General features: G+C 58.9%; 24 protein-coding genes and 2 pseudogenes. 13 read left to right on the top strand and 13 right to left on the bottom strand.

Translation table 11 applies throughout. The annotated features are described in order from the left end of the window. Positions 1-219: 219 nt before the first annotated feature. The 9 genes from JG746_RS32510 to JG746_RS32550 all read left to right on the top strand — a co-directional run bounded on the left by JG746_RS32510 (position 220) and on the right by JG746_RS32550 (position 5,416). A complete protein-coding gene (locus tag JG746_RS32510) occupies positions 220-519 on the top strand; it encodes a hypothetical protein (protein ID WP_202324296.1) in 300 nt (99 codons plus the stop codon). Positions 520-587: 68 nt separating this feature from the next. Further along, positions 588-908, top strand: a complete 321-nt coding sequence (locus JG746_RS32515) for a HesB/IscA family protein (protein ID WP_202324299.1) — start codon at positions 588-590, stop codon at positions 906-908. A gap of 27 nt (positions 909-935) precedes the next feature. Next, positions 936-1,397, top strand: coding sequence for an iron-sulfur cluster assembly scaffold protein (locus JG746_RS32520; RefSeq protein WP_202324301.1), 462 nt, complete (start codon positions 936-938; stop codon positions 1,395-1,397). 236 nt (positions 1,398-1,633) lie between these two features. Next, the gene (gene queE, locus JG746_RS32525; RefSeq protein WP_202324303.1) at positions 1,634-2,269 is read left to right on the top strand and encodes a 7-carboxy-7-deazaguanine synthase; all 636 of its coding nucleotides are present in this window, start codon (positions 1,634-1,636) and stop codon (positions 2,267-2,269) included. After that, the gene (queD, locus tag JG746_RS32530; protein WP_202324305.1) at positions 2,266-2,619 is read left to right on the top strand and encodes a 6-carboxytetrahydropterin synthase QueD; all 354 of its coding nucleotides are present in this window, start codon (positions 2,266-2,268) and stop codon (positions 2,617-2,619) included. The genes queE and queD overlap by 4 nt, the downstream gene beginning before the upstream one ends. A gap of 4 nt (positions 2,620-2,623) precedes the next feature. Beyond that, positions 2,624-3,361 carry a 7-cyano-7-deazaguanine synthase QueC gene (gene queC / locus JG746_RS32535; RefSeq protein WP_202296260.1) on the top strand — a complete coding sequence of 246 codons (738 nt, stop codon included), beginning with the start codon at positions 2,624-2,626 and terminating at the stop codon, positions 3,359-3,361. Beyond that, positions 3,358-3,585, top strand: a complete 228-nt coding sequence (locus tag JG746_RS32540) for a hypothetical protein (RefSeq protein ID WP_202324307.1) — start codon at positions 3,358-3,360, stop codon at positions 3,583-3,585. The genes queC and JG746_RS32540 overlap by 4 nt, the downstream gene beginning before the upstream one ends. 2 nt (positions 3,586-3,587) lie before the next feature. Then, positions 3,588-4,040 (top strand): hypothetical protein, encoded by a 453-nt coding sequence (locus JG746_RS32545; RefSeq protein WP_202324309.1) that lies wholly within the window; start codon positions 3,588-3,590, stop codon positions 4,038-4,040. A gap of 335 nt (positions 4,041-4,375) precedes the next feature. Further along, entirely contained in the window at positions 4,376-5,416 is a 1,041-nt protein-coding gene (locus JG746_RS32550) for a LacI family DNA-binding transcriptional regulator (RefSeq protein ID WP_202324311.1), read from the top strand. A gap of 32 nt (positions 5,417-5,448) precedes the next feature. Here the strand turns inward: JG746_RS32550 and JG746_RS32555 are convergent, their stop codons facing one another. From JG746_RS32555 to JG746_RS32610, 12 genes and pseudogenes are all read right to left on the bottom strand, one after another. Then, on the bottom strand, positions 5,449-5,820 hold the full coding sequence (locus JG746_RS32555) for a helix-turn-helix domain-containing protein (protein WP_244730591.1): 372 nt from the start codon (positions 5,818-5,820) through the stop codon (positions 5,449-5,451). Between the two features lie 160 nt (positions 5,821-5,980). After that, positions 5,981-6,232, bottom strand: a complete 252-nt coding sequence (locus JG746_RS32560; RefSeq protein WP_244730592.1) for a type II toxin-antitoxin system RelE/ParE family toxin — start codon at positions 6,230-6,232, stop codon at positions 5,981-5,983. Positions 6,233-6,590: 358 nt separating this feature from the next. Beyond that, positions 6,591-6,677 (bottom strand): annotated as a pseudogene (locus JG746_RS32565) (ATP-binding protein); the annotation flags it as partial. A gap of 1,078 nt (positions 6,678-7,755) precedes the next feature. Then, positions 7,756-8,769: a 1-aminocyclopropane-1-carboxylate deaminase gene (locus JG746_RS32570; RefSeq protein ID WP_202324314.1), complete on the bottom strand. Its 1,014-nt coding sequence runs from the start codon at positions 8,767-8,769 to the stop codon at positions 7,756-7,758. A 401-nt stretch (positions 8,770-9,170) separates the two neighbouring features. Then, positions 9,171-10,130, bottom strand: a complete 960-nt coding sequence (locus JG746_RS32575) for a S8/S53 family peptidase (RefSeq protein ID WP_202324317.1) — start codon at positions 10,128-10,130, stop codon at positions 9,171-9,173. A 64-nt stretch (positions 10,131-10,194) separates the two neighbouring features. Further along, complete coding sequence (locus JG746_RS32580; RefSeq protein WP_202327595.1) at positions 10,195-10,791, bottom strand: hypothetical protein; 597 nt, start codon at positions 10,789-10,791, stop codon at positions 10,195-10,197. A 1,717-nt stretch (positions 10,792-12,508) separates the two neighbouring features. Continuing rightward, complete coding sequence (locus tag JG746_RS32585) at positions 12,509-12,823, bottom strand: exopolysaccharide production repressor protein (RefSeq protein WP_096453668.1); 315 nt, start codon at positions 12,821-12,823, stop codon at positions 12,509-12,511. 37 nt (positions 12,824-12,860) lie between these two features. Further along, entirely contained in the window at positions 12,861-13,178 is a 318-nt protein-coding gene (gene fdxB, locus JG746_RS32590) for a ferredoxin III, nif-specific (RefSeq protein WP_096453666.1), read from the bottom strand. Further along, entirely contained in the window at positions 13,175-13,378 is a 204-nt protein-coding gene (locus tag JG746_RS32595) for a CCE_0567 family metalloprotein (RefSeq protein WP_027033222.1), read from the bottom strand. The genes fdxB and JG746_RS32595 overlap by 4 nt, the downstream gene beginning before the upstream one ends. 1,498 nt (positions 13,379-14,876) lie before the next feature. Next, positions 14,877-16,877 carry a class I tRNA ligase family protein gene (locus JG746_RS32600; RefSeq protein WP_202324320.1) on the bottom strand — a complete coding sequence of 667 codons (2,001 nt, stop codon included), beginning with the start codon at positions 16,875-16,877 and terminating at the stop codon, positions 14,877-14,879. Between the two features lie 327 nt (positions 16,878-17,204). Then, positions 17,205-17,984, bottom strand: a complete 780-nt coding sequence (locus JG746_RS32605; protein ID WP_202324322.1) for a phytanoyl-CoA dioxygenase family protein — start codon at positions 17,982-17,984, stop codon at positions 17,205-17,207. 765 nt (positions 17,985-18,749) lie between these two features. Continuing rightward, positions 18,750-20,054 (bottom strand): SidA/IucD/PvdA family monooxygenase, encoded by a 1,305-nt coding sequence (locus JG746_RS32610; RefSeq protein ID WP_202327596.1) that lies wholly within the window; start codon positions 20,052-20,054, stop codon positions 18,750-18,752. A gap of 529 nt (positions 20,055-20,583) precedes the next feature. Between JG746_RS32610 and JG746_RS32615 the strand changes: the two are divergent. Then, positions 20,584-21,357, top strand: a pseudogene (locus JG746_RS32615) (GDP-mannose 4,6-dehydratase); the annotation flags it as partial. Positions 21,358-21,446: 89 nt separating this feature from the next. Here JG746_RS32615 and JG746_RS32620 read toward each other — a convergent pair. Beyond that, on the bottom strand, positions 21,447-22,289 hold the full coding sequence (locus JG746_RS32620; protein ID WP_244420599.1) for a radical SAM/SPASM domain-containing protein: 843 nt from the start codon (positions 22,287-22,289) through the stop codon (positions 21,447-21,449). 1,219 nt (positions 22,290-23,508) lie between these two features. On the opposite strand from JG746_RS32620, the gene JG746_RS32625 reads away from it, so the two are divergent. The 3 genes from JG746_RS32625 (at position 23,509) to pyrE (ending at position 25,918) form a co-directional block, all read left to right on the top strand. After that, complete coding sequence (locus JG746_RS32625; RefSeq protein ID WP_202324328.1) at positions 23,509-24,252, top strand: acetoacetate decarboxylase; 744 nt, start codon at positions 23,509-23,511, stop codon at positions 24,250-24,252. A gap of 267 nt (positions 24,253-24,519) precedes the next feature. Next, positions 24,520-24,681 carry a hypothetical protein gene (locus JG746_RS32630; protein WP_202324330.1) on the top strand — a complete coding sequence of 54 codons (162 nt, stop codon included), beginning with the start codon at positions 24,520-24,522 and terminating at the stop codon, positions 24,679-24,681. 640 nt (positions 24,682-25,321) lie between these two features. Continuing rightward, positions 25,322-25,918, top strand: coding sequence for an orotate phosphoribosyltransferase (gene pyrE, locus JG746_RS32635; protein ID WP_202324333.1), 597 nt, complete (start codon positions 25,322-25,324; stop codon positions 25,916-25,918). Positions 25,919-26,930: the final 1,012 nt, after the last annotated feature.

Raw genomic sequence — 26,930 nt, forward strand, 5'->3', positions numbered from 1 at the left:
CGCTCGAGTTTCGTTTTGGAACGCGGACGAGCCAGACCGCGAACTGGCGACAGAACTGGAGCTGACCGCGGCCTCTAATCGCGGCCGTGGCAGCTGGCGGTGATGGGGCCGTTCGCTGGGCGGCGCGTTGGCCAACCCCTAGCTTCGCGGCGTCTACAATGCCTCAGTCGGCCCTCGCGAGGTGACGGCCGCACTGCAGGCCACGGGCCGAGCACGCGAGTGGTGTTCGCGCCCCACGAGCTGACGCAGACGGCGCTGCTTCGAGAAGGCGCCATCGTAGCGGTATCGACAACCCCGGTGTTCGCCTCCGCACTCGTGGTGACGATGGCGCGGCTTTTGGAGCGCAGCACGACTAAGAGTTCCCACCCTTACACTGGTCAACATAAAAACGCTGGCTCTGGCGACGCCACTGGCGATGTGTCCGATGCCGCTTTTTCTACGCAAGGTTTCGCTCTGTCCGACATCCGACAATTGTTGGATGTGAGACAGGGCGTCAAATCCGCTAACCCGGTGTTTTAATCCAATCTTCCTCTCTGGCACGCTCTATGCAGCGCGACTTGCGAATGCATCAGCAAGAAAATAGTCCCATGATCACACTCACTGCAAACGCGCTCGCCGCTGTTAAGGCCGCGCTTTCCCGCGCCGACGAACCGGCGGAAGGCTTTCGCATAATGGTCGAGGCGGGCGGCTGCGCCGGCCTCAAATACCTGATGGGTCTGGAAAGCGTCTCGCGCGAGGGCGATGCCATCATGGAGACGGACGGGGTCAAGGTGTTCGTCGACGCAAACTCCCAGCTCCATCTCGCCGGCATGACCGTTGACTTTGTCACGGACCTGCAGACCTCGGGCTTTGTCTTCGACAATCCCAATGCGCGGGACAAATGCGCCTGCGGCAAGTCCTTTGGCTAGCCGCCATCACGACAAGGATCGGCGCCCATGCGGGACGACACCGACAACGTCTACCTCTTCAGCGACAAGCTCTATTTCATCAACCCGAAAAATGTCGGCGCTTTGGACACCCCCAATGCGGCCGGCGAGGTCGGCGCCGTCGCCTGCGGCGACGGGCTTAAATTAATAATGGGTTTCGACCCCAGGACCGAGACGATTACTGCCGCAACGTTCCAGACCTTCGGCCGCGGCTCGGCCATAACCGCTTGCTCGACATTTACCGAATTCATCGTCGGCAAGACCATCGATGAAGCCCTTCAGATCACCGATCGGGACATAGCGGATTTTCTCGGCGCCCTGCCGCCGCACACGATCTACTCATCGCTCGACCGCCTCATCCTGGAGCGCGGCTTGCGGCTGATGAGCGAGTTCTTCCGTGCTGTGAGACAGGCTTTCGAGGAGACGCCAGGATTCTCACGCCTCGTCCTCGTCAAGGCATCATCGCCATGAGCGACGTGATAGAGGCGTTTCTCGTGATGACAGGCTTCGAGGAGCTGGAGCACCTTCCCCGCAGCCTTCCCACGCTGAAACCTAATTCTGCGTGGGGTTCGGGCGAGTGGGTTTTCGGCAACGAGCCTCGATGGTGGAACGAGCTGCAAGACGTGCAGTGGGTAATTTCCCACCTTATGCCGTGTCTCCTAAGCCAGCAGAGATGCTCCCTTGCTCACTCGAAGGCCGCTTAAGCAATGTCATATGCGGTTAAGGAAATATTCTACACCCTTCAAGGTGAAGGACGAAATGCCGGGCGGGCCGCCGTATTTTGTCGTTTCGCCGGCTGTAACCTTTGGTCGGGACGTGAAGGCGACCGGGCAAAAGCATTCTGCGGATTTTGCGACACCGATTTCGTTGGGGTAGATGGCCCCCGTGGCGGACATTTTAACACCGCACGGGAGCTTGCGTCGGCGATCGAACAAGCCTGGCGCGGGTCGGGAGCTGGGCAGCGTTTTGTCGTGCTCACCGGAGGGGAACCCCTCCTCCAGATCGATGAAGAATTCCTGGAAGCGCTGCATTCCTTGGCGTTTGAAATTGCCGTGGAGACCAACGGGACCATTCCCACACCCGCCGGCATCGACTGGCTGTGCGTCAGTCCGAAATGCAATGCGCGCCTCGTGGTCATGGCAGGGGACGAGCTAAAGCTTGTATATCCTCAGATTGGCGCGGAGCCTGAACATTTCGAAGTTCTCGCGTTTGAGCACCTTTTGCTTCAGCCGATGGATGGGCCCGAGCGCGAGGCGAATACGGCCGCCGCAGTAGCCTATTGTCTTGCCAACCCACGTTGGCGCTTGAGCCTTCAAACCCACAAACTTCTCGGGATCCCATGAAAATTACGCAAGCTTTCACCTTCGAGGCAGCGCACTGTCTTCCGCGCGTGCCAAAGACACATCGCTGCCACCGCATGCATGGCCACTCATACCGTGTGGAACTGCGTCTGGAAGGGCCCGTCGATCCAGACACGGGCTTTGTCATCGATTTCTTCGATGTCGAGGCTGTCTTCGGACCGCTTCTGCAACGTCTCGACCATCAGCATCTGAATGAGGTTGAGGGTCTCGGCAATCCGACAGCGGAAAACATTGCGGTCTGGATCTGGAACCAAACCAAGCCGCTTCTTGGCCAAATGTGCTCGGTATCGGTCTATGAGACGCCGCTGTGCTGGGCTGAATACGAGGGTTGACCCGATGCAACGAGATCCGGGAACCGCACTCGTCCTTTTCTCCGGCGGCCAGGATTCGACAACCTGCCTGGCTTGGGCGCTGGAGAACTTCGAGCGCGTCGAGACAATCGGCTTCGACTATGGGCAGCGGCATCGGATCGAGCTCGATGTGCGGCCTTACCTGATCGAGCGCATTCGAACAGACTTTCCGGCCTGGCGTGGTCGACTGGGCGAGGACCACATGATTGACATGGCCGTACTCGGTCAAATCAGTGATACCGCGCTCACGCGCGACGTCGAGATCGCACTGAACGCGAACGGCATAACAAATACCTTCGTGCCTGGCCGCAACCTTCTGTTCCTCGGCTTTGCGGCCGCGATAGCTTACCGGATGGGCGCGAATCACCTCGTAATCGGCGTGTCCGAGACGGATCGTTTCAGCTACCCGGATTGTCGAGATGACGCAGTTAAGGCGATGCAACTTGCCCTGAACCTTGGAATGGAAACGCGTTTCGTCATTCACACACCCCTCACGCAGTGTGACAAGGCGCAGACCTGGGCGCTGGCGGATTGGCTGGGCGGCGAGGCGCTGGTGAAGCTCATCTGCGAAGGAAGCCACACCTGCTATAGCGGAGACCGCGAGCATAGACATAGCTGGGGTTTCGGTTGCGGTACTTGCGTCGAGTGTAATCTTCGCGCAGCAGGATGGGAGCAATTCCGATCCTGCAAAGAGGCACCCGTGACCGCCCATGAAATGACGTGAGCGCCAAGATCCAGGCTGACGGTGGCAATCTGTTCCATAGATCGTTTCCTTCTCTTTGTGATGTTCAGCACGACCAGGTACGCGCCTTCGATGCCGTTTCGAAGGGCTGTTCCATACCATCGACTTTGATGATCTTCGCCGTTCGCATGGTGCTGTTTCGTGGGGGAGTTCAGCACCACGGCGAGCAGGCTGCGGTTGTTATCCTTGATCCCGGTCGGATTTGATCGTGGAGCGTACTGCCAAGAAAAAAGGGGGAGGTTGTGGTTTCGACGAGAGGCAGTTGATGCCCGAGCCTGCCCTTATGTGGAGGATCGTCCATGCAGTCCATCACCAGCATGGCCGCACCACTGGCATCATTGAACGAAGAATGACGACCTCATCGGCAATCGATGCCAGCGCCTGCGTGAGCTGGCACGGGCGCAGACGCCTGCGGCGACGCGATGTTGCGGATATCCCTCCCCTGGCCCCGCCTCGGGCCAATCAAAGGATTCCTGATAGCGCCTTCGATCTGGCAATGCTCGTGCGTTCAGTGAATGCGCGCGCCGCCTTGATGGCGATCATCACAGCCTCAGTGTCGATTGACGAAATGGATCTGCTCGACCGCCGGAAGACAATCGAGCAGGTAGCCCAGCAAGGTCGACTCATGTGCCGTCGAATTGAAAGGCGGCTGCCGTCATGAAGGATACGCGCGACCGCATCAAGCGCCGGGGCAAAGCCCCCCAATGAATCAGAATGGCGAAAGTATTGATTGAGGTCCAGAAAGCAGCGCCCATTGATGTCACACAGATTGGCGCCTTCGCGTTGCAGCGCGCGACGCGGCTTCGGATCGCACAGCCGCGGCGCGGGTGGCGCCATCGGAAAAAACCGGGCTCCGATTGGGCGTCAGGCTGCGCGGAGATTCGTGCAATATGTCAGGCCTCCCTCGAAGAATCCGGAGACCTACGCCTCTTTCGCCGGTGACATGGCATTTGCACTTCGAAGGCGTCATTCACGAATCACATATGGAGGCGGCTGATGAACAGGCCAACGATCGCCGATCTGGCGAAAGCCGCGGGCGTAAGTGTTTCCACGGTCAATAGGCTCTTGCACGGAACTGGCACACTGCGACCGCAGACGGCCGACCTCGTCCTGAGCGCAGCGCAGCAGATCGGCTTCCGCAGTTCGGGGCCGCTGCACGAACGCAGGCGGGACAATCTCCCGCATCGGCGCTTGAGCTTTCTCATGCAGCAATCAAACCGGCCGCTCTGTCAGATCTGGGCCGAGGCGCTTCTCAGTGCCTGCGCGCGACGCACAGATGCGGTTATTGAGCCAGACGTTCTGTTCGAGGACGACCCTTCCCCCGAAGCGGTTGCTGCCAATCTGCTCAAGATAGGCGGAAGCGCCAATGCAATCGCGGTGATCTCGGCCGATCACCCGCTCGTCGGCCAGGCGATTGACGAGTTGCGCGTCAAGGGCGTTCCGGTGATCGCCTACGTCACCGACCTGTCCGCCGCCAGCCGGGCCGGCTTTGTGGGAACCGACAACTGGAAGGCCGGCCGCACCGCCGCATGGTTTATCAGCCAGACGTCCGGTCGGCCCGGCAAGGTCTTTCCTCTCATCGGCAGCAACCGTTATCAGTTCCAAGACATCTCGGATGCGAGCTTTCGCTCCTACATGCGCGAGCACGCGCCCGAGTTCCATGTCAGCGAAACCCTCCTGACCCATGAGACGCCGAGTAACGCCTATGCAGTCGTTCGCAGGCTGATAGCGGAGGAGCCGGAGCTCAGGGGCATCTTCGTCAATGGCGGCGGCATTTCCGGCGTTCTGCGTGCTATGCGCGAGCTCGCTGCGGAGCAGCAGTGCAAAATCCGGGTCGTCTGCCGCGACATCGGGCCCGAGACACGCAAGGAATTGAGGGAAGGCTTGATTACTGCTTCCTTGTGCCATCCCGTCGACAGGATGCCTGAAGAACTCATCGACGTAATGCTGCGAATGATCGAACGCACGGACACACGGCTAATCGAACAGCGGATTGTTCCGTTCGAGATTCTCACGCCAGAGAGCATTTGGACTTAAGAATCGGAAGAGCCATCGTCGTCCGGATAAGGTCATCCGTGCCGCTGCGAAGCGAACCGCTTCGTGGAGTAAAACTGGGGCGCAAAGGGCAGCTCGGCACTCATGATCCTCGTAGCAACCGAAATAGGCCAGGAGGACGAGGAGATAGAAATCCCCGAGGAAGACGATCTTGTCGAGAGCTGGACCCACGCTTGCGCCAATGACCAGGCTGCATCGGCCGTCGGCGCCGATTTGCGCTGCTTGTGGCGCACCACAACGTCCACCTTATAAGCGCGTCGACCGAGGCAGCGCACCGGGCGATCTATAGAGAACTTGTCTGTTCGCCCCGTGACTATCGCAGATATGTCGAGCTGTTTCATAACAAGCAATTGAGCCGATTTCGCCTGAGTGAGGCGCCGACGCACAATGATGGCGCGGATCTCACGGGCGAGCTTGGCTTTCGGGGCAATTCCTCTTCGGAATTATCAAAGCCCAAATCCGCAAACACGTTGCCGCTGGTCATTTCGCCGGTGATTCTTCAGTCATGACTGTGTTCCTTTGCCATAGTTTTCGCGATCGCGCGTCTCAGCCACCTTCAATCGCTGTAACGAGATCGACTTCGCACTTGGGCGTGTCCCTGCCCTTCTTCTGGAAGCAAAGATGCAGATCACACCAGCGAAGCGACGGCATGGACGGGCGATAAGTATCCCCGTCTAAGTCGTCGACCACCGCAAGGATTCGGCCGCCAAATCCCTTGAGGGCATTGACCGCCAGATGCTGCTCGCGATTTTGGGCGTCGTTGATTGCAACACCCATCACGATGCAGACATCGACCAATCTGACTCCGCTCAGCCACTGAAAAGAAAAGATTCGGGTCAAACAGCCGTTTTCGCCAAGTGATCCTGTTTTCCTATGAACGCATTTTGGACTGCACGGGCCGTTCCAGCTCGGCGCAAAACCCTCTCAGATACCCGTCAATCGCGCTCTGCAAATGCACCCAGTAGAGCACTTTGGCGGTGCTACATCGATAATGAGCCCAGTTTTGCTTTTTTTGAGAAGATGTCCCTCTTGCTTGGCCGCAGCGAATATCCCGCTAAAAAATTGGCGGCAGCGCATCGCGTTTAGCGCTCGCCGGGCGGAGCTGGTCCGGGTTGCGAAGCCCGGCGAGCGCGGATCGTCTTGGGCGATGTGTTGATCAGGCGCGGTTCTTGGAGCGCCAGGATTCATGTCCGATTTCGATGATCTCGCAATGATGCGTGAGAGGATCGAGCAGTGCGGTCGTTGTTCCGAAGTAGCCGCGCCCGCTGTCGCGGATGAGCGCCCGGGCGATGGCAAAGGCCAGATGCGACTTCCCGTTCCGGGGCCACCAATCAACACGCCATTGGACAAATGCCATCAAGGGCATCTCACCGCCGGGCGGCGGCGAACAAGAAGGAGAGGAAGTGATGGAACGCAGGCTTGATGACGTGATCGCAGCCCTCCCTGAGGAGCGTCGGGCGCGTGTCGATGCACGTTTCGAAGAGCTAAGGACGGAGGTCGAGAGCCTCGGCGATCTGCGCCGTGCGGCTGGCAAGGCCAGGCAGAGCTTGCCGCGACCCTCAAGATCAACCAGCCCTCTGTCTCGAAGATCGAGCAAGCAGGCCGATAATGCATCTGTCGACACTTAGAGCTACGTAGAGGCGATCGGGGGACAACTCGACCTCATCGTCGCCTCGCCTCGCGCGCGCCCCTCCGTATTGAGCGGCTCAGCGACGTCGTAGCCCCCAACCCCTCCGCACATAGTGCTAAAAGAGCGCCAAGTGGAGGAACCCGCCCGAAGGCAACGCGCCGGCTGAACGCGCCGTTTCGGTCAAATTGCCGAAGGGACGACAGTCTCGTCGACGCTCGCAATAGGTATGAGCAAGCCCTCGTTAAGCCGGATACCGACTGCCCGCTGTCACGTCGCGGGGGACGCCTCTCCCTCACCCATACTGGCCCAGTTCACCGCCGCGCTGGGGGTGTGCGGCGATGTGCTCGCCGACGACGACCCGCTCGGGCACGCTTGGTCACAGCTTCCAAACCTGCTCAAGTAGATACCTCTGCGCCTGCGCGACATCTTCGGTGGCTTACAATTTATCAAATTTAAGGCGATTATCGCCGCACCGCAAAATCACAAGAAAGTCAAACGGCCATGTCTTCTCCCTTCTTATGCGGCTCCAGGACACATTGAGCACAGGCAAATGCTGCCAAGCATGCCAGCACCACGACCCCACGTCGTGGCGGCAGTTAACAGCTGCCCGCTGAAGTTTGCCAACGGGCCTTCGGTCAAACTTGGCGCAGCACTGTTACGGCGGGCACAGCACGTGGAGGTCTGTCGAGCATCAGCCATTGCGAAAGGTGTAGCCATAACCGTTGATGGCCGGCGCGCCGCCGAGATGCGCGTAGAGTATCCTCGAGCCCTCTGGAAAAAAGCCTTTTTGGATGAGGTCAATCATCCCTTGCATCGATTTGCCCTCATAGACGGGATCGGTAATCATACCCTCGAGCCGCGCACACAGACGGATCGCCGCCTTGGTTTCCTCGGATGGAATGCCGTACCGCGGGTACGCGTAGTCTTCGAGCAGCACCACGTCATCCTCGACAGGTTCCGTTCCGAGCTCGACGAGGGTCGCTGTACGTCGGGCAATGCTTAGCACCTGCGCCTTGGTTTTTGCAGGCGTGGCAGAGGCATCGATACCGATCACCTTGCGCTGTCGACCGTCCTTGGCGAATCCGACGAGCATGCCGGCATGCGTTGAACCGGTGACCGTGCAAACGACCATGTAGTCGAAGCCAAACCCTAGCTGTTCCTCCTGGGCGCGCACTTCCTCCGCGAACCCCACATAGCCGAGGCCTCCATTCGGATGAACAGACGCCCCGGCCGGTATCGCATAAGGCCTGCCGCCCCTTGCCTTGACCTCATAGAGCGCTTTTTCCCAACTGTGCCGGATGCCGATGTCAAAGCCATCGTCGACCAGACGCACCTCTGCGCCCAAGATGCGGCTCAAGAGAATGTTGCCGACCCGGTCGTAGACGGCATCCTCATGGGGGACCCAGCTCTCGTGAACCAGGAGACATTTCATGCCGATCTTGGCGGCAACGGCTGCAACCATCCGCGTGTGGTTGGACTGCACGCCGCCGACGGTGACCAGGGTATCGGCATCCGACGCGATCGCGTCGGGGATGATGTATTCGAGCTTGCGGAGCTTGTTTCCGCCGAACGCGAGACCGGAGTTGCAGTCCTCGCGTTTGGCGTAGATCTCCACCTTGCCGCCCAGATGCTTGCCGAGCCGGTCGAGCTTCTCAATGGGTGTGGGTCCAAAGGTGAGCGGGTAACGTTCGAATTCTTCCAGCATATTCTCTCCGGCGATGATCATTCAGCTGAAATAGCCACGCAAAACTCGTTCCATAAGCGCTGCTTGGATTGGTCGGCCGCGCTCTTCGACCTGCCGTCAGAGCCTTGGCGATTTCCAGCGCTTTCCTTGCGACTGAACGAAGCGATCCACATGTCGGCATGCTGCGATGAGGCGACCATCGCCTAGGAAACCTACGACGACACGCGGTCGGCATCTGTGTTTTTGCCAGCTTTGCGAGCGCAGCTAGACCGCCAAACCAACATACTTCGATAAAAACGCAGTGGCTCTTGTTTGCGCTTGGATCGGCAGAACCGCACAGTTGCCGAGCCGAATTCTGCGAGGCGATTTTTGTGGCGCTCAACGCCTCACAGAAGTTTCAGCTGCTCGATCGAAGTACTCGTCTACCTGATCGAAACGGGTGCCAATGCCCTCGAAAGGCTGGCCTCGCCGCGGCCGTAAGTCGCCGCGTCATAGTTGACGAGCGTGTCGGTCCTGGCTGTATCCAGCAGCTGATTGGTGATTTGTGTCGGTGTTGCGGACGTGAACTTGCTGCCAAGGATGGCGGCATAGCCAGCCACTACAGGTGCCGCGAAAGACGTTCCGGATAGCCCAATCTTGTCGCTATCGACCCCCACCGTGAGGAAGTGGTTCTGCACCTCCGAATCTGAACCGGCGTAATTCGAATAGGAGGCGAGCTTCGCCTTGTTTTCGGGAGTGCCATTGCGCTCGAGCGCACCCACAAAGATTGTCGATTGCGTCCCAGTCAGCTCAAGAGCTAGGAAATCAATATCCCCTTCGGCCGGGGTACCTACCGCTACGGATTTGTTTCCGGCTGCCTTTGTGAAGACCGCGGCACCCGCCCGGGCCGCATCGACAATCGACTGCTCGAGCCGGTACCCGCTCACTGGGTTTTCAAGGGCATAGCTCAGATTAATGACATTGAGCCCCTCCTCCAGCGTCAGCGGAACTGCTTCCAAATAGTCGAGCTCGACTATCTTTGCGCCAGGCGCCACCATGCCGGCTGCTTGAGCGATCCACTGCCCATGTTGCCGCCATTGGGGGCCATAGCCGAGATCCCCAAACTCATCCATTTCACCTGTGAAGTCGTCTGCGACAGTCACCGATACGCCGGAACCGGTATAGCCCGATGCCCATGCTTCACCAATATCCAGGCTCATCCAGCAGAAGGTCCCGTCGGCATTTTGTGGGCAGCCCGAGCTACTGCTTTCCGTGGTTGGCGTTCCGGTCGTTCCTTTACCGCTGACCCGCGCATCGAGATCACCAGCAAAACCGGGTGCCGTCAGCAGGCACATGAAAAGACCGGCAACGAGTCCTACCGGGAACAATTGTGTTTTGTGCATAATAGACTTCCTGTCTGGATTGTTCTGCATCAACGAAATGTACCGCCTATGCCTTTCCCTATCTCTAGAATTCACCCCTGAACCGGAGATCGAGTTTCAATCGGCTTGGATTGATGTTTGCCATATATTTCAACGTGTCCGCAGGCCGGAGTTGCGACGCGGCCAGACGGCAATTCACTGTCTGGAAGCCGCCGACGGCGCCATAGTCAGCCGTGCAAGGTCGTTCCGTCAGGTTCCCGCCCAAAATCGAACTGACGGTGAGAGAAAGCGTCGTGGACGGTGTCGGTCGCTTTTGCAGAATAAGGCCGAGTTTCAAACCTGGCTCGATTCGGACCTTTTCGGCATGTTGGCCGGTGCTCGCGCCCCACAGGAGACCGAAATCATCCGACAGCTGCGTCAACATTTCGAATCGCATGTCGATCCATTTGCTATGGTACCACTTGTCGAAAGACACTTTGGTACCGCCCGACAGCTCGTATCCGCCTTGTTCCAGATGGTTGGCTGCCACGGTTAGCTCCGAACCCTGGTAAATGCCGACAAGGCTGGTCTCCTGTCCGTTCGCAGTTATCGGGCTGGCGAAGAATGCCATCACGAACAGGACGTAACTCGCCGACCGTATGCACATCTGCACCCCCCCTCGTTGGATCCGCCAGCAAATCATGTGATCGACACGCGTACTGCAGTCCCTTGCCGCATGTTCAACCACACGGAGGGTCCAGCCGCAGACGCATGGCCGCCAGCGGCCAACGTGTTCATTCGCAACAAATCTGTGATCTCCCGTCCTTCAATTTCGCCCGAGCCATCTCTTCGCTCTCCCTGGCAAGCAGCTCCCGCCCTCTCAACGGAAACGAGCAAAATTCATGCCGATCTAGATGACGGCGCCATAGAAGGAATAGTATGTTTGTTTTCAGCGGCTTAGACAAAACGTCCAAGACGCCGGCCAACCAAGGCCGTGTCGTCGAACCGACAAAGCCGACACAATTGCCGGATATTGACGAAAACGCTGAGCGTGACCCCTCCCGCATGGCAACACTCCCTTCTCGCTCCAGCCATGCGCCGGAGAGCCTCGAAACGGCTTTCATTTTCCATTCGACGCAATCCACTTCAGTCGGACATTGCGCCGCCCAATTTGAAGTTCTGTACGCGAATCGTCTGAAAAGGCATGCCCGGCAGAGACGGAGCTCCCTGCCGGGCCGGGTTCGCCTTGGGAGGCGGCGTAAGCTAGCGACTTTCGTGTCGGTGGGACCACTCAATCCGTGCGTTTTGCGCAATAACGAGCATCTGCCGTGCCAAGCCAAAAGCATTTAAAAACACCCGAGAGTCAGCTTCCTCTACGTTGCGTACCCGACATTGTCGGCTATCGGACAATGCCGAACGAGGCCTCTCGGCATCGACCTACACCTTAACCAGAGCGCACTCACCAGGCCGTTCGATGCCATTTCGACCTGGCGAACTGGTGGTGACCGGGTTTTAGCTCCGAACTGTTCGCAGGCTGACGGACAGGGCGTATGTTTACCTTCAATGCAGAGGGCGCGGCCACGAGAGACGGCGCGGCGAATGTGGCGGGCAGATGATCGCGAGGATCGCCACAATCGGCATGGCCGCGCCGTAGGCCAATCAGCCCCTCGGCGACCTCGCGTATGTGACGCCTCAGCAAGTGAGCCGTCGAGCCCACGAAGAACGAAGGTTAGACGCGTTTTTCCGGCTTTGGCCCAGACGTAGTTCATTGAGGCACTCGAGCGCCCTCAGGCGGTGCTTCGAAAACATCGCGGGCCAGGTCGCCTCGGCACGGAGGTAAATAGGGTGCGAGATATCCGCGCGGCAGCGGGCGACAGCAGGCCCGTCGCACGACATGGCAATGCCAAGAGCTCGAGCGGCGATACGGCGATGTCGCCGAGGATGCGGACAGCAGTTCGAGGATCAACACATCCGGCAGACTGGCAAATCAGCAGCCTGATATCTGTCCACAGGGCCGCACTCCAGATCGGCGTCCACTTATTGCCTCCGCTTGCATAGGCGCGACGAGGAGCGCTCGCCGGGCGGAGCTGGTCGGGTTGCGCAGCCCGGCGAGTGCGGATTGTTTGGGCGGTGGGCGCGTCAGGCGCGGTTCTTGAAGCTCATCATACGGCTGTGGCGAAGCCGGACATGTGCCGCCTTCACACATGTTAAGTTTTCCGGCGCTTCGTTCGCCTTCGAGATGAAGCAACCCGCGTGCCGCGCGCTGCGATCGACTACCATTGCCCGGAGAACCGAAACTGCATTCCCCTGGACGGTAGAACGATGAGAATGCCGTCGCCTTCGACCTTACCAGGGAACCTGGCCTGAATAATCAAACTTCAACAAAGGGATGAATCTGAGCTCTGATCTTGTGACGGCGCTCAAGGGAGGAGCAGCGATATGCCGAGCGTTTGATTGCGCCGTGGCACATCTTGAGTTTCATTCCAATGCTCATCGTCGCTCGACCGAACTTCCTGGGACCTATCGACAAGCTCAGCTTCTTGCCCGGCTTTGCCAGCGCAGCTGGATCGCCAAATCAGAAAGAGCACACTTGCGAAATAGCCCAGCTGAAGAAGTAGCGAACAGCCCAGCGTCGTGACGACTGCTAGACGGAACGAATGCGAGGCGAAGTAAACCGTCACAGCGTTGCCGCACAGGACCAGCCCGAGGAGCCGACAAAAGATGATGAAGCGCATGCCGTCCTCCTGATTTTGTCTCGTCAAATCATGCAGCTCATGCTGCGACCTGGTCGGCCGCAAGATGGGTCTGGCAGTTCTTTGGGCAGACGCGGCCGCAGGCTCCGCAGCCAATGCAGCGGCCGGCATGGTCGACAACCATGATCATGCGATTGAGCTCACCATCGAAATCGTCGTCATCGGCGTCGCAGGCGCCAAGGATCTCACCCGCGTCATCGACGCCGTAAAGATGCATGACCTCGCGCGAGCAGACTTTGAAGCAGCGGCCGCAGCCGATACAGATCTTGCCATCGATAGCGATCAGATATTCCGGCACCCATATGGAGCCGTCGCGGCTGATGAATGTGCTCCTCATCGCAAAGTCTTCATTTTGGCAAGCTCTCTCCTGGCACCATCCAACTCGGCATAAACGGCATGCGTTTTCTCGGCGACTTCCTCTATCTCAATCCATTTGACCGGGAGACCCTCGGCAAGGTCGCGCAAGTTCGTCTTGGCAATTGCCGCGCGCAGTTGAAGCTTTCGGACTTTCTTCGCCATCTCATCCAGGTTTGACATGATCCTTCCTCGAAAATGGGTTTCTTCACGCCCGCGCCACTTCGGGATAGGCAATAGCTGCAGTCACATCGCCGACCAGTTTCGCGGCCGGTCTCCGCGAGTTTCCGGAGAGTCTCGAAGCCGAACCGGTAGACGTCTCGACAGACGTTTGATTTCTGTTGTTGACAATGTCATCACGCCTTAGCGCTCCTCGATCGCCAGCTCCGCTACGGTCTAAAACGGATCCGGATTGGCATTGAGTGGATATTCCGGCGCAGTTCCTCGGGGACAATGAAATCGGCCAGCAGCCCGGTGTCCGATTTCCGTGGAAATCCTGAGCACGGATCAGCCGCAGGAGGCATTTGACGAACGGGCGGGCACGGGCCTCGCCATCCTTGTTGACGGCAGGGCCAAGCGCTGCGTGAGACATTTCGTTTCCTCAATTTCAGGTCTCGTCCTCAACGGAGGATTTCTGCTTTCGGTTACGCTGACTTCGTGCTCGCTTACGCAGCCGACGTCCGGCCTCGCCAGGCCGATTCCACGTAAATGCTGCCCCTGTGGCCGACCTTGAACAGGTCCTGGACTGTGACGTCTTCAACGACGGGCCAAATTCGCGTCGAATATCGCCGCCGCGGCTATTCGGTTGGAAGTCTAAGGTCCGAGCCCTGACCTGCAGCAAACGGTCCACGCTGTGCTCCATGGACATAGTTACTGCGGGCGCGCCGCAGAAAATGGGCGGATTGACCAGGGTTCCATTCCACTTGTCATCCCGACACCTTGCCGGGCTGAAAGTTCGTGAGAGGTTCGCCACGCAGCCAGTCGTCCACTTTGATCAGAGGAGCCGGGGACTCTCTACGCAACATGTTGTTCTCCATTCCCACACCTTTCCTGACGTTTATACGCGAGCTGGTTCTTCTCTCAGAACGGAACACACCGGTTAGGAGACCATCAAAGTCTTGCGTGTTCTCATGCGATCAGCCCTCATTCAGTATTGCCGATCTCAACCAGCAAACGTCATGCCAGCGCTTTGTCCGCAGTAAATGCATGATTCTCCCTCGAACCTCACAAGCCCAAGACGGCCGGTTGTTTTGAACCCGACATGTTTTCTGCCGCTGTCAGCTTTTGGACACGCATTATGCGTCAGACGCTTGAGGGCGAGAACCGCTCGTCGGCCATCGTTCGCCGCCGGCGATACGCGGGCGCGCTAGGCTGACCCAGCGCCCAAACCGCATGACCTTCTTGACCGGCTGGCAATAGGTCGGAAATTCCGCGATTCCGAAAAGTCAGCGCAGTGCAGCCCACTCGGCATTTGCCGCACGAATGGCAAGCGCCCGAAAGCTGTCAATCGAGCGATCCTCCAAGGCGAGGGCCTGCGTCTCGACGATATGATTGGTTACGGCCGGCCAGTGTTCGTGTCTATGGTCTGCGAGTGGCCTTCGGCAGCCAGTGGTAGCGAGTAAAGCTTCGGCATCATCGGCTTTGATTGCCGCCCAAAACTGGTCGAAATTCCGATAGGCTATTATGCCCCTTCCTCATCGAGAACAGGAATGTCTGCTCTGGCGTAGAAGCCTAGCACGGGTCCGAGCTCAAAGGTCGTTCCTGGCGCAAGGCGCCGGACGGACGTGGGCCATGTTTCGGTCGAGACGCCATCGATACCTCGCGCCAGCGTGCTGGCGAATCGGGGCATCAGCGGTGCGAGTGTCTGCGCCAGGATCGCAGCGGCCGTCGTCTGAAGGGCGAGCGAAGTGCGGGTGCGGGCGGGATAGAGACGTCGCGCCGCTTCATAGTTTTGCGCCTGTCGGTAGACCACACAATCGCTCACGAAACAGCAGGCTTGCGCGGCCGCGCGCCGGACCGAAAAGCCATCGTCCGAATAGGCGCGTTCCATCGCTGCGCGATGGATCTCTATCCGAGCAAAGAAAGCACGATCGGCGGGAGCCCAGTCGCCTGCGTCGGGCACACAGCCGCCAAAGTCCTGTTTGATTTCCCGGTGCAGCGCATCAAGCCAATTCAGCCAGATCCCTTGGAACACCTCGTTCTCGGTGCGGCGTAGCGCGTCCAGCGTGAAGTTCGTCCGCTCACCTTCCGGGCGTGTCAGGCCCAAATGAAGACGTACGACATCGACTGTCTTTTGGCCCAGAACCTCTTTGCCCCAGACCGCATGGCTGCGGCTTGTCGAGAACTTCTGACCGTCGAGCAGGTAGAACTCGTTCACATGATACCGGATGCGCGGCGTCCAGTGGGAGAAGACCTCAGCATAAAGCGCCGGATAAAGCAGGGCGTGGTAGAAGGAATTATCGAAGCCGAAGAAATGGACAATTTGCCAGTCCTTGCTGGGCAGGGCCGCATTCCAGTCACGACCGAGCGATGTAGCTAGCGTCTGGATGTTGTAAAGAAAGCCAAACGCCATCTCTGGCCAGACCCAGGTCACCTGCCCCGGGAATCCCTCGGCCGGTAGCCCCCAGTCCGACGGGTGGATGATGGGCACGGAAAAGTCGCCACGTTGGCGTAGACGCGCGAAGAGGTCCATGATCCGAACGGGGGCGCCCGACGCCCTTAAATGCCGGTCGATATTGTCGTAGCACCGTTCCAGCGCAAGTTCGGGACGGCGCACGGAGCCGACCACCGGCGCCTCGGCCGAGTGCCGCGACCGGACTGCATCTAGGTCGTGGCATAGGTTCGGTGCGCCGCATTCCTCGCAGATGTTGCCACCAGCGGAGCTGCCGCAATCGGGGCAGAGGCCGCTTACATCCGGCTCGTAAAGGTAGTCGCCTGTCACAGCATCGAAGAGCGCAGGGCTCTGGCGCAGATCTACCGCCGTGCTACTCAGAAGACTACGGAAACACGCGGCTTGAAACTCTGCATAAGCGCTATCGCCCAAGGTGGGGAGGAAGCTGTGGACCTCACAGTCGAGAAGCGCAAGCGTGGCTCGAATCTCGTCGGCGTAGTGGCGCGCCACCTTTCCGGGCGTCGATTGATCGGCATCGGCACGCGTGGCGACGTAGCTCTGGTAATCGTCGCTTCCAGTCAGGTGATAGGCTTCGACCCCTTTCATGCGCAGGAAACGCGTGTAGACATCGGCGCCAAGATAAGGGCCAGAAAGATGCCCCAGATGCAGATCGCCATTAGGCGTCGGCGGCGTGGAGAAGACGAAGATCGGCCCGCGGGGAATCGCGACCTGTGCAGCAGCTTCGAGGGCCGCCTTGCCGTCGCACCAGTAGACATCGACGAAGTTTAGGTTTTCGAGCCCATCGTTGTGCAGCACATGCGCTTCAAAAGGATGGAACAGAACGACATCGCCGGCTGCGACCGAGATTTCCCCAAGGTCGGTCCTGACCTTGCCCGCTCCAGACAGGACCACGAAGGCCTCGATTTCGTCGTGCCGATGGGGCTCGGATGTGACGCCTGGTGCCACCTTGCCAAATGAAAACCCGGTGCCCGCGCTTCCCGTCCCAAGCGCAGCCATGTCGATACCGAACACCCGCGACAGCTGCGTTCGAGAAAACGTGGATTTCCGCATGACGAATCTCAGCTTGTTGAAGCAGTGGTATCTTCGGCTGCCAACGCAACAGCCCCTGCTGCAAGTTGCGAAGAGAGCGGCAGCCCGACACGTTGGCCGCCTCCGTTAGAATGATCCGGCTCTGGGTGCCCAAGCGGGTGACGACGGGCGCCAGTGGGGCTTTAGACGTTACAGAAGACCCCCCGGCGACACCTGCACAATCGACATACCGAAGCGTTGTAACGGACTGCTGGCGATGCTCCAGTAGCCGGCAATCAAAACCATGCTCTCCGCGCATTTTTTGGCGGCCGATCAGTTTCGTGTGCATTCCCGCCTGGTTCCGTGAGCTCAATCGCGATAGAAAATGCCGTTTGGGGGTTTGAGGTTGTCGAGATCGGCCACTTTGCCCTCCGGCGGATTAAGGGCGCGCTTAAGCACGTTATATTCAGCGCGGGTCGGTCCACCGGTTGAAGCACGCTGGAACACCAAGTAGAGCGTCCGCCGCGAACGATTGCTTTTATTCGGCTTCGAGTAATGCGGTGCATAATCGTCGAAGATGAAGATGTCGCCAGCCTTCCATACTACGGGTTCCCAGGAGAATGTTTTGGCGACCTCAGGATCAATCACCCCGCCGGCATCCATGGGAAATACCCCCTTCTTGTGGTTGCCGGGGCTGAAGAAAAGGCCACCATTGTCCGGGTCGGAATCGTCAATGCCTATGGCAACGATCGCATGGACCATCCGGTCGGGCAGCCTGTGTGGAATGTGATAAATGTCCTGATGCGGGCGATAACCGCCGCTATCGGGATAGTGGAAGATCAGCAACTCCTTGAGTCTGCGCGAATCTTCGCCAAGCAAATCCTCGACCGCAGAGTTTATGCGCTGATCTTCTAGGAGGAGCAGACGCAATGGGTCATGGAAGTCCAGAAAATTCTCGACCTTGGAGATGATCTTCCGATTGTCCGTCGTTTTCTCGAACCACATGAGCCATTTATCGTCGCTGACATCCCAGCGTGATATGTCTTCAACAGATCTGGAAATACCTTCCAGAGTCGCGGGATCGAAGAACCTCTCGAGCCTGACGTATCCGTCTTTCTTCCACTTTTCTCTTTGTGCATCGGTCAACATGCGAAAAGCCTCCTGTTGGAAAGAGTGGTTGGTCAAACATTCCGGTTAGAGGCAGTCGGGCGCCGTCAGGGTGTGGGCCCACGGAGACGATACTCCACGGCATGCAGACGGCGACGCAAAGTGCCTTCCGCTCCGGGTGGATTGCAAGGCTTTGTTGTCCCTCCTCAATGGAGAGATCGCCCAGGCCCGTAAAGATCTATCGATCCGGTACGTCTGCATGGTAGTCACGGCCGAGCATGCTGTTGATGGTACGACTGCCCGATAAGACGACCTTTCGTGCAGCCTGACGCAACGCAAGTCGTGCGCCGCGAAAATTTTTGCGACAAGTTCCCGTTCCGGTCGGGCGATCAGGGAGGCACGTCGCTGGCATCGGGTCCATCGATGCTCCAAAAACGAGTATTGTCCGCACAAGTTCGGCGCTAGACTGACCCATCCGAGGCCAAGCCGGGTCCTCGGGTTCCCTAAGCTGGTCCCGATCACTTACCTCACCCGGTCCAGCCACCACACGCATCGCTACGGGCGGGAGGCCTCCGCTAACGGCCGACGCAGCCATGGCCGCTAGGGCCACTGGGCACTTTCGAGTGAGCGACCTTGTACGGTTTCGACGACCGTGGGGCAAATTCTCGCCCGCAGAATTAAGCGATGCGCCCATAGGTCCAAGGGCATGTTCAGTCACGATGAGTTCGGAGCGGGCTCCGGACTGCGCCGCAGCGGAGGCGGACATCATTCCTTGGATGCCACCGCCGATGATCAGTAGTCGCTGGGTCATATCCCGCTGCCCATTTCTTCGGCTACCGGGTCGGGCCAGCTCTCGACGGTGGTACGGCTGATAAAGCCAGGATGCTCAGGGTTCGCGCACGGCGCGCGCTGTAGAAGGCTGTCAAGAATGCGGCGAGCTCGCCAGGCCAGCAGGCTTAGGTTCGGATCGGCCAGCCCGCGCTGCCCGGGATTGGCGTTCTGTACGAAGATGCGTCTGTCACGCGGTCCGTCCCAGCACACCGAAAAATCCGCGTTGATGACCAACTCATTGTCGGTCTGTTGCAGCCGATCCGCCATCGGTTCCAAAAAGCTTGGCACGGCGTTCTCGTAACCGGTGGCCAGGATGACGATGTCGGCCGTGACTTCTTCGACGTCGCCCAAGCCGCGCTGCAGCGTCAAGTTGTGACCCGCGCCGGCGTTGATGCAGCGCGAAACGTTGCAACCCGGCCGCAGTGCGATGTCACATAGGTCTGGCTCAAGAAATTCGTGGCGATACAGCGCCTGGTAGACGGCGCGCAAAGTGCGATCCGAAATACCATCCGAGGCGAGCACGAAACGCCGCAGGAACAGCTTGCGCTGCGGCTCGCTCATTGCCGCGAAACGATCCGAAAAACAGGGCATGAACAACTCGTTTGTGAACGGGCTGTTGTCGAGGGGCAGGTAGTTTTCGCGCTGCGAGACCCAGGTGATCGAGGCAGGCCGCCGTTCTCTTGGCCCACCGACCAAATGCAACAGTACCTCGGCTCCCGACTGGCCTCCACCAACGACGCAAACATGTTTTTGCCGCACCTCAGGATGGATGTGCAGCAAATCGGATGAATGGAACAGGTTGCGTCCGATCCAGCCCTGAAATTGAGGTGGAATCCATGCTTGCTTGCCGATGCCGACCACCAGGTCTCTGGCACTAAGCACCGCGTCGTCCGTCCGCACCCGAAACTCGCCATCATAGCGTATTTCGCGGACGGTCTCGCCGCCGCGCACAAGTGGGTTCCTGCGGAACGCCCAGTTCAGGTATTGCTCGAACTCAGCCCTGAGCACAGCATCGAACTGTGCATTCAGGAAGTGGTACAGACGCCCGTTCTCGTGCAGGTAGTTTATGAAAGTGTAGGCGGATCGCGGATTCACCAGCGTTACCAGATCCTTGACGTGGCTGACCTGGAGTTCTGAAGAGTCGAATGCGCTGCCTGGATGCCAGCGGAAGTCAACTTGCCGATCCAAGAACAATGCCCCGTGCCCGATTTGCTCGTGTATCTGACACGCAAGGCTCAAATTGGACGGGCCAGCACCGATCCCAATGCAAGAGAGATCCAGTTGTCCTGCTCCTGCTGACGCCTCCCAATCAGGCGCTATATGCGGCGAATGTCGGCCATGGCCGCTGGGCTTGCCCTTCCCGCACGCATCGTCGACACCGCAGGACTTGCAACAGTTTGTCCGCGCGTTCGTAGTATCGGGTGTGACGCCCGCGGATGCCGGCTCCGTGATGAGATCGGCACTCATGCCGGCGATATGTTGCGCGTGGCTGGCATCGAGAATCCCGCCTCGATGACCCCCGCGTGGTCAGTGACATGCTTTCGCAGCCTATCCCTCATTGCAATTGGGCTCAGTTGCCCGCCTCGACCGTGATGAGCCGACCTTCGGCCTGCTTGGCGACCAGCGAGGGCGCGGTCATGAGTGCGGCGACAGCATTTTCCCGTGGGTTTGATCATAGAAGACATCCGCTGCTGCGTTCGGGAGGGTCTCCTGCATCGAACGTGCCAGAGCAAAACATGAGCAAAGCAACGGAAGCAGGTTTGCGATCCTGTCGAGTATCCGACATTGAGGCCGAAACCTTGCACCGGCTGCGCAAAGCCACGTGCAGTCTCCCTCGGGACCGGGAATACACCGCCAATGCCGATACGCTCGGCACGCTGCTGCTGCCGAGCGATCCGCATTCTTCGTCTCGAGAAAGAAACGCGGTTCTACCAGGCGTCAACTTCCGAACTCTTTGGTTCGGTCCAGGGCATCCCGCAGCAGGAGAGCACTCCGTTTTATCCACGCTCGATCTATGCGGTGGCGAAGGTCTACGCCTACTGGATCACCATGAACTACCGCGAGGTATACGGGCTCTATGGCATCCTGTTCAATCACGAAGGGCCGACGCGCAGCGAAACTTTCATCACGCGCAAGGTGACGCGTGCGGTGGCTCGATCATGGCCGGCAAACAGGACTGTCTCTATCTCGGAAACCTGGAAGCAAAGCGCGACTGGGGCTCGGCGCGCGCCTATGTCGAGGGCATGTGGCGCATCTCGCAGCATCAACCTGACGATTTCGTGCTTGCAACCGGCGAGACACACACGGTCCGCACCTTTGTCGGGGCTTGCCTTCAGGCGAGTCGAAAAGGAGATCGTCTGGGAGGGCGAAGGCGTTGACGAGGTGGGCCCTGAACGCATGAGTAATCAAGCGCTGATCCGGATCGACAAACGCTGTTTCGGGCCAATCGAGGTTGACCTGCTGATCGGCGATGCCTCCAAGGCAGCCGACAAAACTCGATTGGAAGCCGAAGACCACTTTCGATGAGTTCGTCTCGGAAATGGTCGAGGCTGACTGCCGCGCCTACGGGATCGTGTTAGCGTGACGTGAAAACACGATGACTTCGCGGGCATGTGCATCTTGCCGTTTCAGGGACGTCGGCATTTCAGGCCCGCCGCGGTCAGCCGGCGTCAGTCAGTTCCTATCGTTTGGATCGGCAAATTCACACATCCTGCAAAGCAGGAAACCAGCCGCTCCATTCATGCGATCGACGATTTCGCAAAAAACTGGGCTTTTAAAGAGATCGCCATATTCGTCGCATAGAAGGTTGCCCAATACGTGACGCCGCTCAAAATCCATGGAGCAGAGAGTAACCTCGCCGTTTGGAAGGAGTACATTCCGATACTGCCGTTCGTCCACGCATATCAGCGCTCCGACGACTGGCTGCCGTGGTTCTACAATCTTAGGGTCTACGCTTCCACCCCTGCTGCTCACCGGTCGCGCGCGAACTAGGGCTTGGGCAGGGATAATGTCGGCGATATCGGGATGGGGCTCACCCAAAACCACGAATCGGATCGAAGGGATGTCGGCGTCGACGAGTTGACCAACCAAATCGCGATACTTGGCTCCGACAAGGCGGCTATTCATGTGGGCGCCATCATCAAAAACATGAACCACGAATACCCCCAACCGCAGCGCCTGCAAGCGTTGTAGATCCTGCCCCTTCATTCCCACAAGCGTCGTGAAAATCCTGATGCCGTGGCCTTTGGCGGAAGCGTGCTCGACCATTTCGGTGCAATCCGGATTGAGCCATGGCTCAGAATACCCGGCAAAACTAATGTCGACGGAGGCTGGTACGCGCGCCAGACAGCGCTTGAAATCTCCAAGACTAAGATGCTTCGTATCAGATACCTTTCTTTGCCGGTCAGCGAACTTGTCCTGCGGACAATATGAACATCCCACGATGCATCCTGTGGTCGTCGTTATCTCCAAAACTCTGCCGGCTGGGATAGCAGAGCGCAGTTCCGGTAAAATCATTCGTTGTGACTCCCACTCGTCTTGGTCATGCATAACGTCCAGTATGGTGTCTTTGGCTTCATGACACCGACGGTCAAGACAGTCCGAATGAGCCCAGCCATCTCCGCCTTGGCAGCAGTCAACAGCCGGTTTCCTCAATCGGCCGAGCGGACTATCAACGAACTTTGGGCGCATCGGCGCGGCAGGGCGGCGCAACCGCAAAGTCGCGCGTCAGCCGTTGCCAAGGGTGTAGCCGTGACCGTTGAGCGAACGCGCCGCCGAGATGGCGCAGCAGACCATCAATCGTCTCGCGTTCTTATGCGGTCAGCCCCGACTCAATATTGCCGCATCTCTAGCAAAGGCCGTGCCAGCGCGCTTAGCCGCGCAACTGCACGAGTAGGCTTCGAGAAACCTCACGCCCAAGGCGGCCGGTTGTTTTGGACCAGACATGTTTTTTGTCGCTGTCAGCTTTTGGACATGCATTTCAGACGCTTGAGGACAGACTTGGCTGTCTCCCCTGCGGTAATGTTGGCGTCGGCTCATCATCTAGCATCATTCCGGCGCCAGCTGTGTGCGCGGAAGATCTACACGACCTGACCGCCGCGTGCAGCGATTGCCTGCCGGCTCATAGCTGATCTTTTCTCCTGAAGCCGGCGATGAGGCCGGGCCGTCGAGTGCGTGCTGCCGGATGCTGCGTAAGCTGTTTCGCTAGACGGCGGATACCGCGTCACCTCCATATTTTCGCGACAGAGGTTTGGTGGCGTCGCGGGCCTTGCTGCTACATCACCGCAGTGCTCGGGAATTCGTATCTGATCCGCGTGAGGCGAAGACCTTCTCTCTCGACTGGCTCGCCGAGGCCGTCTGTCCTGCTAGCCTCGAACGATTTCTCATTTGGCATGGCGCATGCGCGTCGATCCGCAAACCCCGTCGAGGAGAAATCGGACCTGGCCGCCACTCCACCTCCTCCTACCACGAGGGCAGACGGGAAGCAGCGCCTTCAAATGAGGAACAAAATCACCTTACCTCGAATCTTGCCTCCCTCGATCACAACCGGAGCCATGGAACCGTGTGCGCGACCATCGCCAATGATCGCGCCCCAAGGCAATTGCCCAGCGCAAAATGGCTACGCGCGATTACGCCATGCATCCCTTACGAGGCTGCGACAGCACCTCGGAGAGCCTCGCCGCCATCATGCAGACCGATCTAAGCCCACTTGATCCAGCACAAAGGAATTTCAAACATGCACCAAGATACCGTCCGGGCGAGCGCATTCGCCATGCCCCTGACCAGCCCGGCCTTCCCGGCCGGCCCATATCGCTTCGGCAACCGGGAGTATCTGATCATCACATATCGCACCGATCCGCAGAAACTGCGCGACCTTGTGCCGGAGCCGCTTCAGGTGTGCGAGCCTCTGGTCAAATTCGAGTTCATTCGCATGCCGGACTCGACCGGCTTTGGCGACTACACTGAAAGCGGGCAGGTCATCCCGGTCTCCTTCCGAGGCCGCAAGGGCAGCTACACCCACTGCATGTTTCTCGACGACCATCCGCCGATAGCGGGCGGACGCGAGTTGTGGGGCTTTCCAAAGAAGCTCGCTAGCCCAACGCTCCGAACCGAGACGGATACCCTTGTTGGCACGCTGGACTACGGGCCGGTCCGCGTCGCGACGAGTACCATGGGCTACAAGCACCGAGCCGCCGACCTCGCGAGCGTGAGGGCCTCGCTCGCTGAACCGAACTTCCTCCTCAAAATCATCCCGCATGTCGACGGCACGCCGCGCATCTGTGAGCTCGTGGAATATCATCTACAGGACGTCCATCTGAGGGGCGCCTGGACCGGGCCGGCAGCCCTGAACCTCTGGTCGCATGCGCTTGCCCCCGTCGCCGAACTGCCGGTGCTGGAAGTAGTCTCGGCCGTCCACTTCGTCGCAGATCTCACGCTCGCGCTCGGGAAGGTCGTCCACGACTATCTCGCGAAAGCCTAGCCTCGCCATCGGAAAGGAAGAAACCATGAACTTTTACAGTGATATCTCATTGAACCAACGCGATGGGGAGCCGGTGGCCGGCTTCTCGACAAGGTGGCGCTGATCACCGAAGCCGCGAGCGGGGTCGGCAAGGATAGCGCGGTTCGCCCGCGAGGGAGCAAGAGTGGTCCGCGGATCTTGATCACAGCGAAGTCCAACAACGGCGTCCGGGATCGATCGGTTGACAGAAAATGGTTGCCAGCGAGAGGGGCAGGTGGAAAGCAGCTGATGCAGGCGATCGAAACCTTCGGGCGCCTCGATGTCCTGGTCAGCAACGCCGGCGTCCAGAACGTAGCGCCGCTTGTCGAGTTCTGCTACCAGGCACTTCCCGCCCGTGATAGGCTCCATGTCACGGTGTCGGCGAACTCAATGCCACCAAAATCAGTGTAAGGCTCGGTCTGCTGTTCGGCGTCTGCCTCAGAGGCAGACGCTCGCCCTGTCGCCGATATCGCGTCGAGACTCGGCCTGCAGGGGAGGTGGACTACGGCCTACCTTGGACTTTGCTGCTGGCTTTTACCGTCGTCAGACGAAGCGAGCCGAATGTTGCGCCGCGGTGCTGATGAACGAAATTCTCGGCGACTCGACCTTTACCTCGCCTTTACGAGGAGGTTGCACGAAAAGCGCGGCCTTGCCCACTCGTACCACAAGAGTGACACGGGGCCGACATGGCGGCCGAAACGCTCACCTCATGCGCAACCTGGTTAAGAAGCTGGCGCAAACGGGGCCGAGCGTGGCGGAACTCGAGGGGACGAGGATGAAACGCCCAAATCCTCAAAGAGACGGCCCGCGTCGAAAAAACCCGTGCCTAGCCGAGATTGGGCAAGGGCCAGGAGCCAAGGCTACCCAGCCGTAGCGAAGCCCGTGATCACGCTTAGGCACCCAATAACGATAATGGAAAAATCTGCGCGAAACGGTCGCACCGGTATTGACATTAATTGACACACCCCGCGAACACTTGCATAAGCCACATAGCGGTAGTGACTAGGTGCATGCCGCAGCCAATTTTTTCCCTACGGGCGAGGTCTGATCTATGGCGGCACTGGCGAAATTCAGACCAGTTGATTCCGGCCAACACGACAAGGACGAACTCCGCGAGATTGTCCGTGAGCGCTCTTTTCGATTCGGACGCTACACGCTCTCGTCGGGCATAGAGAGCGACATCTATTTCAATATGAAGCCTACCATGATGGTGGCGCGAGGCGCGCAACTTGCCGCTCTTGAATTCCTAAAAATAGCTGAGCAAGTGAAAGCAGAGTACGTCGGCGGTCTTGAAATGGGAGCGGTCCCCGTAATCGGATCGATGGCGGCTGTCAGCTCGATGATGAACAAACCCATAAACACGATCTTCGTTCGCAAAGTTCCAAAGGCCCATGGCACAAGGGACGTGATTGAAGGACTTGGGCCTAAAGAAGATCTCGAGGGAAAAGTGGTCCTGATCGTTGACGACGTTGCCACAAGCGGCAAGTCGATATTGAAGGCGATTGAAGAGGTTCGCCGCGTCGGCGGCATTGTGGGTGACGCTGCTTGCCTCGTGGACCGTGACGAGGGAGCTACACCGCTGCTAGCCCAACATGGCGTCACGCTGCACTCCGTACTGCATGCGAGCGAATTTGTGGAACGCCACTGACAATCTCATACAACGTCTTTCCGGCGACCTAGCCTTAGAGGACATTCCGCCGCTTTGCAGTGAGTGCAGGCGCCTCGCGAGTAAGAGCGATTGCCCCTGCCCATCCTCCCTGCTTTTGGTGCAACATATGCTCGCTGCCGTTCACCAGCGGCTTGACGCCATTGACTACCTCTCAGAGCAAGGCGCCATAAGACTGAAGGCTTTTACCGATTATCTGGCGGCGGTCGTTCGAATAGCTTCAGAGAGCGGCGACGCGGTACCCTGGATTGATCTAGCAACCCGGTTTAGCGCTCTTTTCGGTCCCGACGAGGTTGCCCATTGATCTCGCGCTTATTGCTTTTTCGTGGAACGAGCAGCTCGTCGGCAAATGCGTCATCGATCGCCAGCGGCGTGCCGGCGCATATGCGAGCGAAAAGCGCCGAGCTGCCGGTGATGAATCTCGAACGTGACGACGCCGATTGGCGCGATGCGCGTTGGCTCGGGGCCCTCGTACCCAAGCATGGGTGCGTTCCCATTCCGCGGCATCATGCTCGCGATCCCGTCTGTGCCGTGCTCAAGCAAGCGAGCTCGAGCGAACCGCCCCGGGTTGCGGATTTCGACAATCGTTGGTGGAGTTGGCTGGCGAATTGGCGCGTTCGGCCTTCGGTTGGAAGACCGGCTTGAGGCGGGCCAACGAACGGAATTGGCGAAGCCACGCTGGAGTATGCCTTCACTGGGGTCGCGTCCCTGCACGTGCTGTAACGTAGCTTTAGCGAAGCCGCTCGCGAGCGCGCCCTCATAGCGCCGAGCGGGCGAGCGGCTTCGGGACAGGGCGCAGAGGCTGGGTAGACTTGGCCGGGCTCACCTCACCCGGTCCAGCCACGACATGCATCGCCAAAGGCAAGGAACCCGCTGACCGCGCCCGCAAGGGGGGAGATTGGCCGTCATCGCTGCTTTCGCCAATCTCCAAGGCCAGAATTATGGAGCCGCCAGGGAAGCTGCCGGTCTCCCCCCTTGCGGGGGAGATGGCCGG

The sequence above is a fragment of the Mesorhizobium sp. 113-3-3 genome, from assembly GCF_016756495.1.
In the GTDB taxonomy this organism is placed as follows: Bacteria; Pseudomonadota; Alphaproteobacteria; order Rhizobiales; family Rhizobiaceae; genus Mesorhizobium.